This window comes from Paenibacillus thiaminolyticus (assembly GCF_007066085.1).
In the GTDB taxonomy this organism is placed as follows: Bacteria; Bacillota; Bacilli; order Paenibacillales; family Paenibacillaceae; genus Paenibacillus_B; species Paenibacillus_B thiaminolyticus.
Genome location: NZ_CP041405.1, coordinates 1,076,823 through 1,095,059 on the forward strand (window position 1 = coordinate 1,076,823; position 18,237 = coordinate 1,095,059).

General features: G+C 58.9%; 14 protein-coding genes. 1 reads left to right on the forward strand and 13 read right to left on the reverse strand.

The annotated features are described in order from the left end of the window. Positions 1-75: 75 nt before the first annotated feature. From FLT43_RS04840 to FLT43_RS30460, 7 genes are all read right to left on the reverse strand, one after another. The gene (locus FLT43_RS04840) at positions 76-2,682 is read right to left on the reverse strand and encodes a transglycosylase domain-containing protein (protein ID WP_087441833.1); all 2,607 of its coding nucleotides are present in this window, start codon (positions 2,680-2,682) and stop codon (positions 76-78) included. A 194-nt stretch (positions 2,683-2,876) separates the two neighbouring features. Beyond that, positions 2,877-3,119, reverse strand: a complete 243-nt coding sequence (hfq, locus tag FLT43_RS04845) for an RNA chaperone Hfq (protein WP_040730128.1) — start codon at positions 3,117-3,119, stop codon at positions 2,877-2,879. 49 nt (positions 3,120-3,168) lie between these two features. After that, a complete protein-coding gene (gene miaA, locus FLT43_RS04850; RefSeq protein ID WP_087441834.1) occupies positions 3,169-4,086 on the reverse strand; it encodes a tRNA (adenosine(37)-N6)-dimethylallyltransferase MiaA in 918 nt (305 codons plus the stop codon). A gap of 13 nt (positions 4,087-4,099) precedes the next feature. After that, positions 4,100-4,894 (reverse strand): class I SAM-dependent methyltransferase, encoded by a 795-nt coding sequence (locus FLT43_RS04855; protein ID WP_087441835.1) that lies wholly within the window; start codon positions 4,892-4,894, stop codon positions 4,100-4,102. 56 nt (positions 4,895-4,950) lie between these two features. Then, positions 4,951-7,083 carry a DNA mismatch repair endonuclease MutL gene (gene mutL / locus FLT43_RS04860; protein ID WP_087441836.1) on the reverse strand — a complete coding sequence of 711 codons (2,133 nt, stop codon included), beginning with the start codon at positions 7,081-7,083 and terminating at the stop codon, positions 4,951-4,953. Between the two features lie 13 nt (positions 7,084-7,096). Then, on the reverse strand, positions 7,097-9,895 hold the full coding sequence (mutS, locus tag FLT43_RS04865; RefSeq protein WP_087441837.1) for a DNA mismatch repair protein MutS: 2,799 nt from the start codon (positions 9,893-9,895) through the stop codon (positions 7,097-7,099). A gap of 61 nt (positions 9,896-9,956) precedes the next feature. After that, positions 9,957-11,273: a putative amidoligase domain-containing protein gene (locus FLT43_RS30460; RefSeq protein WP_258558872.1), complete on the reverse strand. Its 1,317-nt coding sequence runs from the start codon at positions 11,271-11,273 to the stop codon at positions 9,957-9,959. Here FLT43_RS30460 and FLT43_RS29995 point away from each other — a divergent pair. Further along, positions 11,173-11,445, forward strand: a complete 273-nt coding sequence (locus FLT43_RS29995; RefSeq protein ID WP_244194138.1) for a hypothetical protein — start codon at positions 11,173-11,175, stop codon at positions 11,443-11,445. The two genes, FLT43_RS30460 and FLT43_RS29995, sit on opposite strands and share 101 nt — an antisense overlap. A gap of 270 nt (positions 11,446-11,715) precedes the next feature. On the opposite strand, the gene FLT43_RS04875 is transcribed toward FLT43_RS29995, so the two are convergent. The 6 genes from FLT43_RS04875 to FLT43_RS04900 form a co-directional block, all read right to left on the reverse strand. Next, a complete protein-coding gene (locus tag FLT43_RS04875) occupies positions 11,716-12,276 on the reverse strand; it encodes an outer spore coat protein CotE (protein ID WP_087441839.1) in 561 nt (186 codons plus the stop codon). A 393-nt stretch (positions 12,277-12,669) separates the two neighbouring features. Next, positions 12,670-13,656, reverse strand: coding sequence for an aromatic acid exporter family protein (locus FLT43_RS04880; protein WP_087441840.1), 987 nt, complete (start codon positions 13,654-13,656; stop codon positions 12,670-12,672). A gap of 145 nt (positions 13,657-13,801) precedes the next feature. Beyond that, entirely contained in the window at positions 13,802-14,641 is an 840-nt protein-coding gene (locus tag FLT43_RS04885; protein WP_115057864.1) for an ABC transporter permease, read from the reverse strand. Then, entirely contained in the window at positions 14,625-15,422 is a 798-nt protein-coding gene (locus FLT43_RS04890; protein ID WP_174818226.1) for an ABC transporter ATP-binding protein, read from the reverse strand. Before FLT43_RS04890 ends, FLT43_RS04885 begins: the two co-directional genes overlap by 17 nt. A gap of 29 nt (positions 15,423-15,451) precedes the next feature. Next, a complete protein-coding gene (locus FLT43_RS04895; RefSeq protein WP_087441841.1) occupies positions 15,452-16,459 on the reverse strand; it encodes an ABC transporter substrate-binding protein in 1,008 nt (335 codons plus the stop codon). 229 nt (positions 16,460-16,688) lie between these two features. After that, complete coding sequence (locus FLT43_RS04900) at positions 16,689-18,206, reverse strand: carboxypeptidase M32 (RefSeq protein WP_087441842.1); 1,518 nt, start codon at positions 18,204-18,206, stop codon at positions 16,689-16,691. Positions 18,207-18,237: the final 31 nt, after the last annotated feature.

An 18,237-nucleotide genomic window follows, 5' to 3' on the forward strand; every position in this document is an offset into this window, starting at 1 on the left:
CGGCTCACTCCTCCTTGTTCAAAAGAAAAGCGCGCAATTCCACATTGCGCGCTTCCTCTGATGCTTAGAAATGCATTAATCATTTCCGTTGCCGTTATTTCCGTTACGGCCAAAGCCATGGCCGTTGCCCTCTCCGTTGTTGCCATGAACGGCCTGATCCTGCCCCGGATCCGGAGCTTCGAAGCTATTCTGATCCGGCGGAGTCGACGTCTCCGTTTGATCAGGTACCACGGTTCCAGGCACCGTGCCCGTATCATCCCCGTCGCCGGACGGATCGGAACCGTCAGGGTCAGGAGGAAACGGATCAACCGATCCGTCCGGGTCTCCCCCCGGATCCGGAGGATCTACGATCGGCGGTTCCGGTGTTTCTGGCGTTTCCGGTATTTGGATTTCTTCTTCCTCGATCTTGACCGTGGCGACATTGGAACGGGCCGATTCCTCGTCCCCGCTTACCGCCGTTACCACATAAGAATACGTCTCGCCGGCGAATACGCCGATATCTTCCGCATTCGTTACCTTCAGTCCAGACAGCAACTTCGTGTAATCCTGTTCGGCGGAAGACTTCCGGTACAAATTGTAGACGATGTTCTCGCCTTGTACCGGCTGCCAGCTCAGCGATACCGTCTTCGTCGCTTCCGAGTAGGAAGCGGTCAGACCGCTGACCTTCTGCACCGGATCAGGCTGCTTCTCGACATCGTCCGGCTTCCCGAAGGAACCGGACTTCCGGTCCTTCAGCGCCTTGCCCATCACTTCGCTGAACATGCGCGAAGGCACCCGGCTGCTCTCAAGCAGCACGTGATCGCGGTCCGTCTTGTCATATCCCATCCATACCGCCGCCGTCCATTCCGGCGTATAGCCGACGAACCATGCATCCCGGTCGCCCGGTCCGTCATAGCCCGGAACCGAATGCTGTGTCGTTCCCGTCTTGCCCGCTACCTGTCGGCCGCTGATCTGCGCCTGGGTACCGGTGCCGCTTTTCACGACATCCGTAAGCATCTCGGTCATATAATAGGCAGTCTGCTCGCTCATAACCTTCATCGGCTTCGGCACATGATACGTGAAATAATCATGCCCCTTGCGGTCCACAATCTTCGCCACAGCGTAAGAAGGATAATAATTGCCTCCATTGGCGAATGCATTATAGGCGGTGGCCATATTAATCGGCGTCACGCCATGCGTCATCCCGCCTAATGCAATCGACAAGTTGAAATCGTCATTCGTTAACGGAATGCCCAAGCTCTTGGCAAATTCAAAGCCAGTCTTCAATTTAATCTCATTGAGCAGCCAGACCGCCGGAATATTGATCGAGCGTCTGACCGCTTCCTTCATATCGACGCTAGTCGTATAGCCGCCCAGGTTAGTCGGACTATAGCCGTTGAAGGATTGCTTCTCGTTGCTCAGCTTCGACCACGGGAACCATTTGCCGGTCTCCAGCGCCGGGGCGTAGGACACAATCGGCTTGAAGGCCGAACCCGGCTGCCGGGTGATGGTCGCCCGGTTCAATCCTTTACGGGCATAGTCTCGTCCGCCCATCATCGCCAGGATTGCGCCATTCTTATGATCCGTAATGACCATCGCGCCCTGTACCTTCGTCTCGTCCTTGCTCTTCTCGAACATTGCGTCGTTATTGAAGGCGTCGTACATGATACGCTGCGCATTCGCGTCCAGCGTCGTATAGATCTGGTAGCCGCCGCGGAACAACTGGTCTTCGGTAAGACCGGTCCTCTCCACGATTTCCTCTACCATATAATCAAGATAAGAATAATACGCTTCTTCGGTATTGCTGTCGGCCGCGCCTTCATCCTTGGTCTCTACCGGCACATAATCGACCGCAGACGCTTCATCCCGCTCCTGCGCTGTAATATAGCCCTGCTCGTACATCAGCTGGAGCACGACCTGGCGGCGTTCCTTCGAGCGCTCCGGATTATTGATCGGATTGTAATGGGTCGGCGCCTTCGGAATGGCCGCCAACGTAGCAATTTGCCATAATTCAAGCTGATTGAGATCTTCCGTACCGAAGTAAGTTTTCGATGCGGCGATAATGCCATAGGCCCGTTTTCCGAAGAAAATACGGTTCAAATACATCGTCAAAATTTCGTCTTTGGTAAAATGATTCTCCAGCGCCAGCGCGATGGACACCTCGGTCGCCTTACGGAAGAAAGTCTTGTCGCTGGTCAGGAACATGTTCTTCGCCAGCTGCTGGGTAATGGTACTTCCGCCCTCGGCCAAGCTTCGCGACACAATATCCTTCACCATAGCACGCCCGATGGACCATAGGTCGACCCCGCGGTGCTCGTTGAAGCGCCGGTCCTCCGTTGCGATGAACGCATCGCGGACGCGCTGCGGAATATCTTCCGGCTCGGCAATCTCCCGATGCTCAATCCCTTTGCCCAGATGGGCGATTACATTATTATTGCTGTCATATACGGTGGAGATTTCAGCCATCTCGAACATGTCGGCGTCCTTATACTCGCGCATCAGCCGCTCCCCGTTCAGCAAGATGAACAGATAACCGCCAACCGCGATAAAGGCGGCAAACGCAGCCATAAAAAACGATAGCCAGAAGGTTTTGCGCCAACTCCACTTGCTGCGTTTCTTCGGAGGCTTCCCCTTTCCTTTCCCCTTAGTTGGCACCGGTGTGCGCGTGCGTGTACGCTGGGGAGGTTGCTTCTCTCTCGTCATCGTAACCGACTCCCTTTTGTTCACAGAAATGAGTTCTCTCTACTCTATCTCCTACGATTTGCATGCTATCCAGCACCTGATGGGACGTGCAATGAAAAGAACAACCCTTCAGGGTTGTTCGGCAGCGGACTATACCATTAGACGCAAAACAGGGGCGAAAAGTTGCATTGCTTCTCTTCGGCCCCCGCTAAAACTTATTGCGTGTCGTTCTGATGATCCTGCATCAGGGATACGTTACGCTGCGGCGTAAACGTGGAAATGGCGTGTTTATACACCATTTGCTGGCGGCCGTCACTGTCTATGACGATGGTAAAGTTGTCAAATGCGCGGATAACCCCGCGAATCTGGAACCCATTCGTTAAATACACCGTCACCGGGATGCTCTCCTTGCGCAATTGGTTCAAAAACGTGTCCTGGATATTAATAGATTTATTCATCGTCCGTACCCCCATAATCATAAGGTTGTGTTGAAATATATTCAACCTCTTACCGAAACTTTCCTGCTATGATTTTACAAAGTCGATCGAAATGTTCGTCCGCACGCTCCACATCGGTCACATCCACCCATTCAATATCTTGCATGCGGCGGAACCATGACAGCTGACGCTTCGCAAAACGCCGCGTATCTCGCTTTAATCGTTCGACGGCGGCCTCCAGCGACATTTCATTCTCCAAATACGCTGCGATTTCCTTGTACCCCAGCCCCTGCATGGAGATGAGCTGGCGCGAGTAGCCTGCATCGAGCAAGCGGCGCACTTCCTCAATCAGTCCGTCCCGGATCATGATGTCGATTCGATCCTCAATACGTTTATATAGCATCTGCCGGTCCATTGTCAAACCGATTAAGCACAGGTCATACGGAGACGTCTTCTGTTGGCCTGCAAGCTGCGAAGACAGCGTCTGGCCGGTCAGATGGTAAATCTCCAACGCCCGTACGACCCGCCGCTGATCATTCGGATGCAGCCGATTCGCCGTTACCGGGTCAACGGCCTGCAGCTTGGCGTGCAGCGCTTCAGGGCCATGAGCGAGCGCAAATTCGTTCATTTCCCGGCGAAAAGCCTCGTCCGAACCGGCATCGCTGAACTCGAAGCTGTAGCAGACCGATTCCACATACAAGCCGGTCCCCCCGACAATGAACGGCATCCGATCCCGTGCGGTGATATCGTCAATCAGATGACGGCATCGCTCCTGGAACTCGGCGACGGAGAAGGCATAATCCGGATCATGGATATCCAGAAGATGATGAGGTATCCCCCTTCTCTCCTCCAGCGGCAGCTTCGCGGTGCCGATATCCATCCCACGGTATACCTGCATGCTGTCGCCGGATATAATCTCGCACTCGTAGGCATGAGCCACATCCAGGCTCAGGTTCGTCTTGCCAACTGCCGTAGGGCCGACGAGCACGAGCAGCCTTGGCCTAGTTGGCGACGTTGTTGCCGGCAATGTCAATCACTCCATATGCTAATTTCGTCCCGGTGTGCACGATCCGTTCAAATCCGAGCCGTCCGAATTCCTCGCTGCCACGCAACTCCTTCATGACGACCGTCTTCCGGGCCACGCGGCAAGCTTCGCGAATCGCTTCCGGCTTCACCGCTCCCGGATTGGCCAATGCGCGCAGCGGATCGATCGATGCCGATTCCTTCACCGGTTCACGGAACATCGGATCGAAATAGACAATGTCCACCGAACGGTCGGGAAGGCTGCGCAGCCATCCCACATGATCGGCCTGCTTCAGCAAGATGCGGCGCATCGCTTCATTGACGGATTCAATGCTGCTCTCATACAAGTGAAGGCCTTCGTGCAGCAGGGTAAAAAGCGCCTGCTCGCTCTCCAGAGCCGTCACGCGGCCCGCTTCGCCCACGACATGGGAGAAGACGAGCGCATCGGATCCGAGACCAGCCGTGCAATCCAGCACCTCATCGCCCGGTTGGGCGCGGCTGGCGGCAACCATCGTGTCCCCTTCGCCGGCCAGCAGCCGCTTGATACGGACATAGGCCATGCTGGGGTGATAGATCAGCTCGGTTACCCCTAGCTTCGTATATCGTACATCCTTATTGCGGTAGACGACAAATTCATCGTCCCCGTACCGGTTCCGAAGAGCGGCCAGCGTGCATCTGCGGCGCTCGACGAACCGGTGGCCGAACGTCTCGGCCATCTTCCGGGCGCGTTCCCTTATGTGCGGGGAGGTCTTATCCCCCGTAGTTACAATCATGAGCTCCTCCTCATTATATACGCTTCAGAAAGGGAAACACAAATGCGGCAACCGCATTACATGACCCGCTTGAACATTTTCTCCAGATCATAGGTCGTGAATTTGACGACGATCGGGCGCCCGTGCGGGCAAGTATACGGCTGGCGGCATGCGGCCAGCCGGGCCAGCAGCGCTTCCGCCTCCGCCTCGGTCAAGCGCTGGTTGGCCTTGATCGAGGCTTTGCACGAGCACATAATCGCCGAAGCCTCTCTCAGCTTGCCGACATCCGGCACTTTTTCGCGCAGCACCCAATCCGTCATCTCCCGCACGAGATCGGCTTCCTCTCCGTTCGGGAACCAGTGCGGATACGACCGGACGAGGAAGGTCTGCCCTCCGAACGGCTCCAGCCGGATGCCTGCCTGCTCCAGCAGGTGCAACCGATCTCGTATTCGCGCGGCTTCCGCCGTCGTGAACTCCAGCGTCAACGGCAGCAGCAGCTCCTGCGACGCCTCCTCGGGATGCCCGAAGCGCTCGTAATAATATTCATAATTGATGCGTTCATGGGCCGCATGCTGATCGATCAGATACAACCCCTCCGCATTGGATGCGATGAGATACGTCCCATGCAGCTGGCCGATAAGCTCGACGGCCGGGAATGGCGGCAGCTCCGCCTCCGGCGGCTTGCCCGGGCCGGCTTGCCATGCCGCCTGAACACCCGCCTGGCGGAAGCCGGACGGCGGCCGGTTCGGCGCTGGCGCCGGGGCAGCAGCACCGGAACGCGGGCTTCCGCTCCCGCCGGCATAGCTTCCGCGGGACTCGCGCACCGCTTCCGGCTCCCGCATCGGCCCGGCATCCGGCTCAGGCTCCCGCTCCGCTTGCACAGCATCCCGGCGGCCATAGTCCGCCTCCGGAGCAGCCGCCTGGCCGCTCTCCGCTGGCACTGCCCCCGCCCCAGCGCTCCGCTCTGCATCGACTGCAGGCTTCACTCCGGTGCGGTCAAGCTCAACCCCTGCCAGATCCGGACCCGGACCAGGGGCAGGAGCCTCGCTCTCGGGCGGAAGCGGCGGCAGATCCGGCTCCGCTGACGGAACGAGCGCGCCCATCGGCTTGAGCCGGGGCTCGTCGCGGCCGCCGGCCAGCGGCGCGGCCGCCCACTGCCATTCCGTCTGCTCGACATAAGTCCGCACCTTCGCCTTGTCCGGAGCGGCCTGCGGAATGAGCGCCTGCTGCAGCAAAATGTCGCGCAGCGTAGACGCGATAAATTCGCACAGCTCCGGCTCCTTGCTGAACCGGACCTCCAGCTTCGCCGGATGCACATTGACATCAACCAGTGTCGGATGCATCCGCACGTGGAGGACGATCATCGGGAACCGGTTAATCGGCAACAGCGTATGGTACGCCTTCAGTACCGCCTGATTCAAGGCGAAGCTGCGCACATAGCGCCCGTTCACGAACCAGGACATCGCGTTGCGGTTCGATCGGGTCAGCTCCGGCTTCCCGATATAGCCCTCCAGCTTGTAATCCAGCTGCTCCGCCTCCACCGGCACCATGCTCTTCGCCGTCTGCACGCCGTACACCGCCGCGATCACCTGCTGCAAATCGCCGTTGCCGATCGTCTGCAGCAGCAAATTATCATTATGCTTCAACGTGAACGCAATCTGCGGATAGGCGAGCGACAGCCGGTATATGTAGTCGGAGATATGCCCGAGCTCGGTCTGCACCGTCTTCATATATTTCAAGCGGGCGGGCGTATTGTAGAACAAATCGCGGACGGCGATATCCGTCCCCTGCATCGACTGCGCCGGCTCGGATGCTTGTGCGGTTCCTCCTTCTATCGTCAGCTTCCGCCCGAGGCCGCTGTCATCCGCGCAGCTTGTGAGCTCCACCCGCGCCACGGCGGCAATGCTGGGCAAGGCCTCCCCGCGGAAGCCGAGGCTGCGGATCGCGAACAGATCCTTGCCTGAAGCGATCTTGCTCGTGGCGTGGCGCTGGAAGGCGTTCTCCACATCGTCTTCCCCGATTCCGGATCCGTTGTCCTTGACCCGAATCAACTGGAGCCCGCCCTCCTCGACGGTCACATCAATCCGGGTGCTCCCGGCGTCGATCGAATTTTCCACCAATTCCTTGACGACGGAGGAAGGCCGTTCCACGACCTCGCCAGCCGCAATCTGATTGGCGATATGCTCGTCCAATATATGAATGACGGCCATCTCGGATTCCCCCTTATTCGTTCTTCAGCCCGCGTGCCCGCTTCATGAACGCGTGCAGCGCGTTCATCGCCTCGAGCGGCGTGAGCGACAGCACGTCGACTTCCTGCAGCTCGGCAATCAACACATCGGCCTGCCGGTTCCGCCGCTGCTCCTCCTTCGTGACCGGAGCGGTTGGAGCAGCCGAAGCCGTCGCCGCCGCGGATTCCTCCCAGCCGAACAGCGACAGCTGCTCGACGGCGCCGCTTGCGGCCGTTCCCGCTTCCCGCACCGGCGCCGGCTCCGCAACCAACCCCTTGGCCGCGCCTTCCTCTGCAACCGACGTCGGCTCGGCCTGCTCCCGCACCCGATCCGGCAGTACCTGCCGCTCCGCCTGTGCTATGCCAGCGTCGACCGAAGCTGTCTCCCCGGTCTCCCGCGGCGCTCCCGTCTCATACGTCTTCAACAGATCATAGGAGCGATGGATAATCGAATCCGGCAGCCCGGCCAGCTTCGCGCAGTAGATGCCGTAGCTTGTGCTCGCCGCTCCCGGAATCAGCTTCCGCAGGAAGGTTACTTGATTCCCGCTCTCCTGAACCGCCATACAGACGTTGCGCAAGCCGCACAACCGTTCCTCCAGGTGCGCCAGCTCGTGGAAATGGGTCGATACGAGCGCCTTGCAGCCGATCTCGTCGTGCACGAACTCGATCACGGCTTGAGCAATCGACATCCCTTCGCTCGTCGACGTTCCCCGTCCGAGCTCATCGATAATAACCAAGCTCCGGCGCGTCGCCTTCGCGGTCATCACCTGGATGTCCATCATCTCCACCATGAAGGTGCTCTGGCCGCCAATTAGATCATCCGCCGCGCCGATGCGGGTGAAGATCCGATCGACTATCGGCATGACCGCCCGATCGGCCGGCACGAAGGCGCCCATCTGAGTCAAAATCGACATCAGCGCGACCTGGCGCATATAAGTGCTCTTCCCGGCCATGTTCGGCCCGGTAATGAGCAGCATGGCTGCGGCCTGCTCCTCCAGCACGGTATCGTTCGCCATGAACGAGCCGCTCTCCATGACCGCTTCCACCACCGGATGGCGCCCGCCTTCGATATGCATATCATAGCCGTCGGTAACCTCAGGACGGACGAAGCGGTGCGCCGCGCCGACCGCCGCCAGCGACTGATACACGTCAATCTCCGCGATCGCCTCGGCCAGCGTCTGCAGCCTCCGGATCTGCTCGCCGATGCGCTGGCGCAGCTGGCTGAACAGATCGTATTCCAGCCCGATCATTTTATCTTCCGCTTCCAGGATGAGCGCTTCCTTCTCCTTCAGCTCCGGCGTAATGAACCTCTCTGCGTTCGCCAACGTCTGCTTCCGCTCATAGCGGCCCTCCGGCAGCGCCTGCAGATTCGATCGGGTAACCTCGATATAATAGCCAAACACTTTGTTATAGCCGACCTTCAGCGACTTGATGCCCGTCTCTTCCCGTTCGCGGCGTTCCAGCTCCGCGATCCACTGCTTGCCGTTCACGCTCGCTTCCCGCAGCTTGTCCAAATGCGCGTCATAACCCGCCTTGATGATGCCGCCGTCGCGTACCGACACGGGCGGTTCCTCGACGATGGCGCGATCGATCCATGCCACGATATCCTGGCAGTCGTCCAGGCCGGACACCCGCTCGCGCAGGGTCGCCGAATCGGTCTCGGCGCAGCACCGCTTCAAGCCCGGCACCCGCTCCAAGGAATGCTTCAGCGCGATCAGATCGCGGCCGTTCGCGGTGCCGAACGCAATCCGGCTGACGAGACGCTCCAGATCGTACACCTGATGAAGCTGCTCCCGGATATCCTCGCGCCAGATCATATGATGATACAGCGTCTCCACCGCTTCGAGCCGCGCCTCGATCGCCCGCTTGTTCATGAGCGGCTTGTCAATCCAGCGGCGCAGCAGCCGGCCTCCCATCGACGTCTGTGTCCGATCGAGCAGCCAGAGGAGCGAGCCCTTCTTCGCCCGCTCGCGCACCGTCTCCGTCAACTCCAGATTGCGGCGCGTGAACGGATCGAGGACCAGATATTGATCCGGCTCGTACGTCCGCACCTGGGTCAGCTGAGACAATGAGCGCTTCTGCGTCTCGGCCAGATACGACATCAGCAGCGCTAGCGCCTGACGGCGTTCCGGTTCGAGCCGCATCCATGCCGCCTCGCCGAATTGCCGCTGAGCAAGCGTCTCATCCCGCTTCGTCCAAGGAGTGAACAGAACCGGCTTGCTCCACGCCTTCGTCACCGGCCGCGCCTCGTCCAGCACTCGCTCGGCGCCGAGAATCTCCGTCGGCGCATACACGTTCAGCTCGTCCAGCAGCCAAGACTGGCCGGCCGGGGCTGACGTCGCCGTCACCTCGCCGGTCGACAGATCGCAGGCGGCCAGGGCATACATGCCTTCATGCTCCGTCAGGCAGAGCAAATAATGATTGGCCTTCTCGTCAATCATCTTCCCTTCCATAATCGTGCCCGGGGTGATGATGCGCACGATCTCGCGGCGCACGACCCCCTTCGCGGCCGACGGATCCTCCATCTGCTCGCAGATGGCGACCCGGTACCCCTTCTCGATCAGCCGCTGTATGTAACTGTCGGCGGAATGATACGGAACGCCGCACATCGGGATCCGGTCTTCCGTCCCGCTGCTGCCCCGTCCGGTGAGCGTAATCTCCAGCTCCTTGGCCGCCACAATTGCGTCGTCATTGAACATTTCATAGAAATCGCCGAGGCGGAAAAACAAAATTGCGTCCTCCGCCTGCTGCTTAATCGCCAAATACTGCTCCATCATCGGCGTCATCTTCGCCATTAAACACCCTCCGATACCTGACCTTGAATCGTCCTCATTATATCAAAAAAAGAGCGCAGACTCACGCTTTGACCGCGCCTTCCTTCCGGATGGCCCATGTCTGGCGGATATCTGCGCGCTCATTCCACCGCCAGGCCGAATCGATGCGGCGGGCCAAGGAGCGGATGAGGGCCTGCTCCCGCTCGCTCCCGGTTCCACCTCCGGCAGAGACGGCTTCATACTCCAGCGCGGCCAGCAGCCCCTGCACCGCGGCCCGGGCAATCGGACGCAGCTCCTCCGCCGGCCGGCCGGCGTGATAGGCCCGGATGACACGGTCGCGCAGACTGTCGCGCCGCTTCAAGCGATGACTGTGCCTGACGGCCGCGTTCATCAGGGCCAGCACTTCCTGCGCCAGATCGGGCGAGAACAGGAAGCTGGGCAGCGTCCGGTATTCGAAGCCGCCGGCCCCGCCATGCTCCTGCAGGCGGACGTCGCCGAACGTTCCGTAGCGAGGCCGCCGTGACGCGCCGGACGGGTCCTCCAAGGCGGCTACCGGCACGGCGACATAAGTATCCAGCACCCGCACGAGCTCGGACGTCAGCGGCAGCCCGCTCAGATGGATATGTCCGCCGAGCGGGAAACGGCCGAGCGGCAGGCCGCCGGCAAGCCACTCCAGCGCGGCGCCTTCCTCCGCCGCTTCGAGGCTGCGGCGGGCTTCCGCCATCGCGGCGGCGATATTGCGCACGAGCTGCGCGGGACTCGGGGCAGGATCGGGCCGCAGCTCCATCAGCGGGAAGCGCACCTGCCCCCCGATGCGCACCGCATCGCAGCCCGCCCGGCCGCCCCGTGGCAGATAGCGGCTCGCCGCAATTAGCTTGCGCCGGCGCGCATCGTGCAGCACGAGCTCCGCATCGAGCCCCAGCAGGAGCGAGCCCGGCCGGGCGCGGGCAGACTGCTGTTCGGCGGCCGCCTTGGCCCAGGAAGCGGCGTAGCGCTCCAGCACCCATGCCGGGAGGGGCGCCGGAACGGGCTCTACCCGCTCGATGGCGTCGCCGGGGCGGGGCTCCTCCAGGACGCCTGCGGGCGCATCGGCCTCTTCGGCGGCGGGGCAGCAGCGGAGCGTGACCGCCCCCGTGTCGCGGCCGAGCGCATATACCGCCCGCACAGCGAGCCGGGCCAGCCGCAGGTAGGGCGGCCGCTTCCAATCGTCCAGCAGGCGGTAGAAATAGCCGCCGGACGGCGCCTGGAAGCATTGCGCCGCCGCGACCGCTTCAAGCTGGCTCACCCAGAAGCAGAGCGTGCGCACGAAGCCGGGGCCGGACGGCTCGCTTCCCGGCTCGTCGTCCCAGGCGGCCCTGTCCAGCACGGGCAGTCCCCACAGCCGCAGCCGGTCCCGCATCGCAGGCCCGCTCCATGACCCGGCATGGCGGTTCAAAATCATCCGCTTGGCGCCAGCGGAGCCAATGCCAGCCGCCGCGTCCGGCAGGCGGGCGGCATCAGGCGCCTGCAGCCAGAGGACATCGACGCCCGGCGGCGCTTCGGCTGCCTTCGGACGCAGCGCTGCGGCATAACGCCGCCATTGACGATATCCGGCGGCATGATCGGTATACAGACAGACACCGCCGCCCAATTCCAGACGTTGCATCGCCTCGTCCCCCGTTCATCATGATGATCCCGATTGCCTGTATGCGGCAATTCGGCAAATTTTCAAAAAAAAGGAGGGCTCCCGCCCTCTTCGATGATGCTGCTGCTGCATATGCATAAGTATGAAGTTCAACGGATGAGGGCTTCAGGATGTTATCCGGGATATCTCCGCAGGCGGTGAGGGTCTGCGGACCTAATCACAACTCCTCATCCGTTATATCCGGATCCAGATCGTCGAACTCATCGTCCTGGATGCCGAAATCAAAGTCCTTGTCTTCGAAATCGTTGCAACCGTTCGGGCAGACGCGCACACATACCTTAGTCTCCGCTATCATCTCTACCGCGAATTCCCGCTCCACGCGAATCGTAACCCCTGTCCCTGACGAGGAGACGCTGGCCTCGACGCAATTCGGCTCTTGGATCGCCTCAGCCGCTACCTCTTCCGTCGTTCGGCGATGCTTCGGATCGACATAAGACAATCCGACCAGCTCCACGTAGGATACCGTCTCCTTGGCTACATCCGTCTGGGAATTGTTGTCGTACGAATACCAGATGTTGATGTCATACGTGCCGATGACCTCAATTCCATCTCCGGCCCTCACCGATTCATATTGATGATTGATAATCCAGGCTCCCAGTATACTCGTCGGATGATGAGGCGGAGTGACGGTATGTGTAACGACGGAGAACTTGCGACCTTTGCCGCAGACTGCTTTCGTGATTATCTCACGGCAGTGGTGTTTATCTGAAATTGCCATCGTGTGGACCTCCTCCATACAATCATTCAATAAAGTGTATGCAGGACGTGGGCGAATGTTGAATAGACAGATTTAAATATAGAGAAAAAAGATATATGCTTCGGAATCCAGCTTCTATACCGAAGCGGCGCGGGCGCTGCGCCAGCGGTCATATCATGATGTCGCGCCGGAGATATGCGGCTCGCGGCCGCCGCGCTTCTCCTTATTGCCGACGGAGATTCTAGCGATGCGGCATTTCCGGGAACCGCCGATTTCTACCGCGCCTGCACTTCTTCCACTATTCCATCCTTTTGCGAACATAGCGAGCAAGAAAGAGAGAGTCCGTTCCGCACCGTCATACATAGTATATCTTTATGATGGAAGAGACTGTCCGCATGCCACCGGCAGGCCAATTCAGGCGGCCAGTTGTTTTTTTTGTTTGTCCTTTTTTGCGATCTTCAGGAAGCTGTACAGTTCGCGATTCAGCTGCAGCACTGCGGAGCGGACTTCGAATTCCTGCCGCGTCGCCGGCAGATCCATCGCCCGGAACAGCCCCTCCAGCTCCAGCAGCAGCTGTTCGGTCTTGCCCGTATAGTGCGGCTCCTTCACGTCGCGGCTGAGCTGATCGAATAGCTTGGCCACCAACAGACATTGCGGAAGCTGCTCATATACCTGCGAGATAAGCTGCATCATATTTTGCACATGGTCGAGCTGCGTCTTGCGCATATAGAAATAGACCAGCCACCGTTCGTCCTCCCGCACGTCGTCGGAACGAAGCAGCAAATTTTCAAGCGCCCGGGAGGCGAGCCGGATGCCTTCGTCGGCCGAGGCGTTCGCCTCGATAATTTCGCGCCCGTCCCATGCGTATGAGGGATCGCGGAGACAGCGGCTGATCTGCTGAAAAATGCGGGAGAAGCGCTCGTCGACATCACTCCGAATCCGAACGAGCTTATCTTCCTCGCTCGGCATGTAAATCAGATTGACCAGGGACGCGGAACCGAGGCCGACGAGCAGCAGCACGACCTCATTGAGCACCCCCGTTAGCGTCAAAGTGCCTGCGCCATAAATATGGAAGGTGACGACCGAACTCGTCACAATGCCTTCTTTGAAATTGAGCCGTACAATGACCGGAAAAGCCAACAATATGTATAAAGCCAGTACCCACAGATGAAAGCCGAGCAGTCCGAACAGAAGCGACGCCATAAGCAGTCCGACGAGCGAGGCGAAAAAGCGGGCCGAGACGGTCTGGATGCTCCGCTTCCGCGTCACATCGACTCCCAAAATAGCCAACAGGCCCGCACCGAGCGGGTTGGGGCTTCCTATCAGCCCAGCTGTAATGATCGCGCAGATCGAGGCGATTGCCGTCTTGATGACACGAATGCCGACAAATCGGAAAATCATAGAAATGCTCCTTGCTGTAAAAGGATTAGGTAGACTTTCATTATAATCTACAATCCCCTTGCATACCAAACATTTCGTGGTGATCGGACTTCACCGCCGGAGAGGGCGGCAGCGTTGTTCCGCACTCCACCTGCCGCCCTGCGGCTTACGATCGGTTCAACCATGCCCGTTCCAGATAGGCGACTCCCTGGTACATCAAGGTCGCCACCACGGCGATAATGACCAAAGACGCCATCACCAAAGTGAAATTGAACACCTGGAAGCCATAAATAATCAAATAGCCGAGTCCGATCTTGGAGACGAGAAATTCTCCTACGATAACGCCGACCCAGGCCAATCCGACATTCACCTTCAGCGTCGATACGATTGCCGGGAAGGAGGCCGGCAGGATGACTTTGCTGAAAATGACGCTTTTGCCTCCGCCGAACACCCGCACGACCTTAATATAATTCGGGTCGACCTCCCGGAAGCTGTTGTATACGACGATCGTCGTGATGATGACCGTGATCGATAACGTCGTGGCGACGATTGCCGCGAAGCCAGCTCCGAAGCCAACGATGAAGAGCGGCCCAAGCGCCACCTTCGGCATGCTGTTGAAGACGACCATGTACGGATCCAACACTCGTGCCAGGAAGTCCGACCGCCAGATCACGACGGCCAGCAGCGTGCCGAATAACGTCCCCAGCACAAACCCGGCAACCGTCTCCCCGACCGTCATCCCGAGATGCGGCCAGATCGACCCGTCGGCAAAGTCCTGCACAATCTGCTCCCATACCTTGCTTGGATAGCTGAACAGCAGCACGTCGATCCATTTCATGCGGCCGGCCAGCTCCCACAGTCCAACGCAAGCGATGAGAATAGCCGTTTGGGTAAGCAAGACGATCCAGGTCCTTTTCCGGCGGTCGGCCCGATAGCGCGAATATGTCCGTGCGAGCAACTGACTGGATTCCTCGGCCGCTCTGTTTATCTCAGTTCCGCTCTGCATGTTCGCCCTCCTTTCCGTCCGATGCCTCCAGCTCTTTCCACAGCTCATGGAACATCTCGTTGAAGCCGGGCTGCTCTCTGGCAAAGAAGGGCTGCGCCTCCCGTATCGCATCCGGGATAGTGAAGGCTTTGCGCATGCTGCCGGGATCGCGATTGAGCACGATCACCCGGTCGCTGACCGCAATGGCCTCCGACAGATCGTGCGTTACCAGCACGGCGGTCTTCCGCCGGGCCTTCAATGTATCGACGACCAGATCCTCCAGCTGCAGCTTCGTCTGATAATCGAGCGCGGAGAACGGTTCATCCAGCAAGAGCAGCTCCGGCGAGGTCGCCAGCGTCCGCACGAGCGCGACCCGCTGCCGCATGCCTCCGGACAGCTGATGCGGATATGACGCTTCCGTACCGCCCAATCCCATTCCGTTCAGTAAATCCCGCACCAGCTCCTCCGATTCCCGATTCCACCGCTTCGTCAGCTCAAGGCCGAGGCTCGCATTTTCCAGAATCGTGCGCCACGGATACAAATAGTCGCTTTGCAGCATGTAACCGACCCGCGGCGAAGGTCCCGCGACCGCATTGCCATAGACGCGGACGCTGCCATGCGTCGGCTCCAGCAGCCCGGCAATAATGGAGAGGATCGTCGTCTTGCCACAGCCGCTCGGCCCGACCAGACTGACGAATTCCCCCGGCATAATCATGACGGACAGCCGCTCAATCGCAAGCTTCGCTTCGCGTTCCGTCACATAGACATGAGTGACTTGAGACATTTCTACCGCTGGGATCACGCGTCCGCCTCCTTCATTCTGTCCGTCAGCTACTTCACCTGCCGCTTGGCTTCCTCCGCAAATTCATTATTGACGATCCGGCCATACTCGATCCGTTCTTTCAATTCGCCCGCCGAGTCGAGCACATCCAGCAGATTGCTCCACTCCTTATCGTCCAGCACCGGATCGGCCGCGAAGGAGCCCTGTTCCTTATACCGCTTCACCGAGCTGACGACAATGTCCCGATCCGTATCCTTGAAGAACGGCATAATAACATCGGCGATCGCTTCCGGCGATTCCGACTCCACCCACTTCTGCGCCTTATAGACCGCATTGGTGAACTTCTGAGCCGCTTCCTTGTTCTTCGTCAGATAGCTCTGCTTCGTCATGAAGACCGTATACGGCAGCAGTCCGCTCTCCACGCCGAACGAAGCGACGACCGCCCCTTTTCCTTCCTTCTCGAAAATGGACGCCTGCGGTTCGAACAGCTGCACGTACTCCCCTGTGCCCGAAGCGAATGCAGAGGCGACGTTGGCAAAATCAATATTTTGAATCAGCTCCAGATCGCCGTGCGGATCGATGCCATGCTTTTTCAGCGTGAACTCGCCAGCCATTTGCGGCATGCCGCCTTTGCGCTGTCCGAGGAACACCTTGCCCTTCAGATCATTCCAATCGAAGGTGCCTTCGGCATGGCGTGCCATCAGGAACGTGCCATCGGTCTGCGTCAGCTGCGAGAAGTTGATCACCGGGTCTTCCGCTCCTTGCTGCGCGACATAGACTGACGTCTCCGAGCCGACAAGCGCGACGTCGATCGCTCCGGAGAGCAGCGCCGTCATCGTCTTGTCTCCCCCGAACGTCGTCTGCAGCTCCACCTCCAGTCCCTCTGCCTCGAAAAATCCTTTGCCCATCGCGACATATTCTGGCGCATAAAAGATCGACCGGGTCACTTCCCCGACCTTCACCTTCATTTTGTCACTTTTGCCTCCGCAAGCCCCCAGCACTGCCGAGCACAGCAGCAGCACGGCGAGCACGGTGAAGCCAAGCCGTCTATGCTTCATCGAATGATCCCTCCTCTGCGGGTAAAATAAAAACCGTTGCTCCGCTCCTGCTCCCGCTGTCCTTCCAGCCGTGCCGGCCCGGCCGCCGGAGATCATGTTCACGGATATTGCATCGTATGCAGGCGGTGAATAAATGGTTATTCGCACAGCACGAAGAAGCCGCATCATTCCCTTGCGGGATGACGCGGCTTCTTCGCGAGCTCGGTTCGTTGCCGTTTTCAATTATAGATTACAGGCTATATACATCCTTCATTTTAGCCGACAAGTAATCGACCAAATATTGCGGGTTCAACGCTTCCCCCGTCACCTGCATCACGATCTCGGCAGGCGTAAGCAGCTTGCCGTGCTGATAAATGCGCTCGGTCAGCCACTCCTTAATCGCCAGCAGCTCGCCGCTGGCGATCCGGTCCTCCACATCCGGCATGCCTCGATGCAGCGCATGCATGAACTGAGCCGCATACATATTGCCGAGCGAATAAGACGGGAAGTAGCCGAATCCGCCGCCCGACCAATGGACATCCTGAAGCACGCCTTCTCCCGCATGCTTCGGACGAACGCCAAGATACGATTCATACTTATCATTCCATACATCCGGAAGATCGTCCACGGACAAGCCTTCGTTGAACAGCATTTTCTCGATTTCATAGCGGATAATAATATGTAGGTTATAAGTGACTTCGTCCGCTTCAATCCGGATCAGCGACGGCTCCACCCGGTTCACCGCCCGGTACACCATCTCGTCGGTCACTTGTCCGAGCTGGAACGGGAAGGTCTGCTGCACCTGTCCATAGTATCTTGACCAGAAGGCGCGGCTCCGCCCAATCAGATTTTCCCAGAAGCGCGACTGGGATTCATGAATCCCCATCGAGGTGCCGGACGCCAGCGGCGTGCCTGCGTATTTTCCGCTAATATTTTGCTCGTACAGCGCATGTCCGCCTTCATGAAGCGAGCTGAATATCGCATCGGCCATATCATGCGTCTTATAATGCGTCGTAATCCGCACATCGCCCGGATTGAGCCCGATCGCGAACGGATGAACGCTCTCGTCGAGTCGGCCGGCATCGAAATCGTAGCCGATCTCCTTCAGCAAGTAATGGCTGATCGCCTTTTGCCCTTCAATCGGGAACTCCTGGAAGAGAAAATCCGCGGCCGGCTGCTTGCCGGAGGCTTGGACCGACTGCACGAGCGGAACGAGCTGATCCCGGAGCCGTCCGAATATTGAATCCAGCTTGGCTACCGTCATATCCGGCTCATAGGCGTCCAGCAGCGTATCATAGCGCGTATCCCGCACGCCCCAGTAATCGATGAATTGCTGGGTCTTCGCTACGATGTCCCGCAAGTACGGCTTGAACGATTCGTAATCTCCCTTTTGCTTCGCATCCTCCCACAGCGTCTCGGCATGAGAGGTCAGCACGACATACTCCTGATGAAGCTTCGGCGGGATAAGCCGGCTGCGATTGTATTCCTTGCGGGCGTCCTTCACCATTTTGCGATCCGCCTGACTCAACGAATCGAGCATGCCAGGCTGCTCCAATTCATCCAGACAGTTCCCCATCTCTGGAGAGACGGACAGTGAGAACATCTCTGCCGCCAGCGCGCCGATGGCGTGGGCCCGCTGCTCCGCCCCTTTGCGCGGGGCGCCTGTCCGCAGATCCCACTGCATGAGGCCCAACGCTTCCTCATAACTTTTCATTTTCGTCAACATATCGTGAAATTGCTCCAACACCGGATGTTCGTTTGTGCTCATTTGCAAAACTCACCTCATTTTTCTTGATTCT

Excerpts from the sequence above, each read along its gene's own strand:
- FLT43_RS04840 (WP_087441833.1), bottom strand. The coding sequence starts at position 2,682 with ATGACGAGAGAGAAGCAACCTCCCCAGCGTACACGCACGCGCACACCG.
- hfq (WP_040730128.1), bottom strand. The coding sequence starts at position 3,119 with ATGAATAAATCTATTAATATCCAGGACACGTTTTTGAACCAATTGCGC.
- FLT43_RS04855 (WP_087441835.1), bottom strand. The coding sequence starts at position 4,894 with ATGATTGTAACTACGGGGGATAAGACCTCCCCGCACATAAGGGAACGC.
- mutL (WP_087441836.1), bottom strand. The coding sequence starts at position 7,083 with ATGGCCGTCATTCATATATTGGACGAGCATATCGCCAATCAGATTGCG.
- mutS (WP_087441837.1), bottom strand. The coding sequence starts at position 9,895 with ATGGCGAAGATGACGCCGATGATGGAGCAGTATTTGGCGATTAAGCAG.
- FLT43_RS30460 (WP_258558872.1), bottom strand. The coding sequence starts at position 11,273 with ATGCGGGACCGGCTGCGGCTGTGGGGACTGCCCGTGCTGGACAGGGCC.
- FLT43_RS04875 (WP_087441839.1), bottom strand. The coding sequence starts at position 12,276 with ATGGCAATTTCAGATAAACACCACTGCCGTGAGATAATCACGAAAGCA.
- FLT43_RS04880 (WP_087441840.1), bottom strand. The coding sequence starts at position 13,656 with ATGATTTTCCGATTTGTCGGCATTCGTGTCATCAAGACGGCAATCGCC.
- FLT43_RS04885 (WP_115057864.1), bottom strand. The coding sequence starts at position 14,641 with ATGCAGAGCGGAACTGAGATAAACAGAGCGGCCGAGGAATCCAGTCAG.
- FLT43_RS04895 (WP_087441841.1), bottom strand. The coding sequence starts at position 16,459 with ATGAAGCATAGACGGCTTGGCTTCACCGTGCTCGCCGTGCTGCTGCTG.
- FLT43_RS04900 (WP_087441842.1), bottom strand. The coding sequence starts at position 18,206 with ATGAGCACAAACGAACATCCGGTGTTGGAGCAATTTCACGATATGTTG.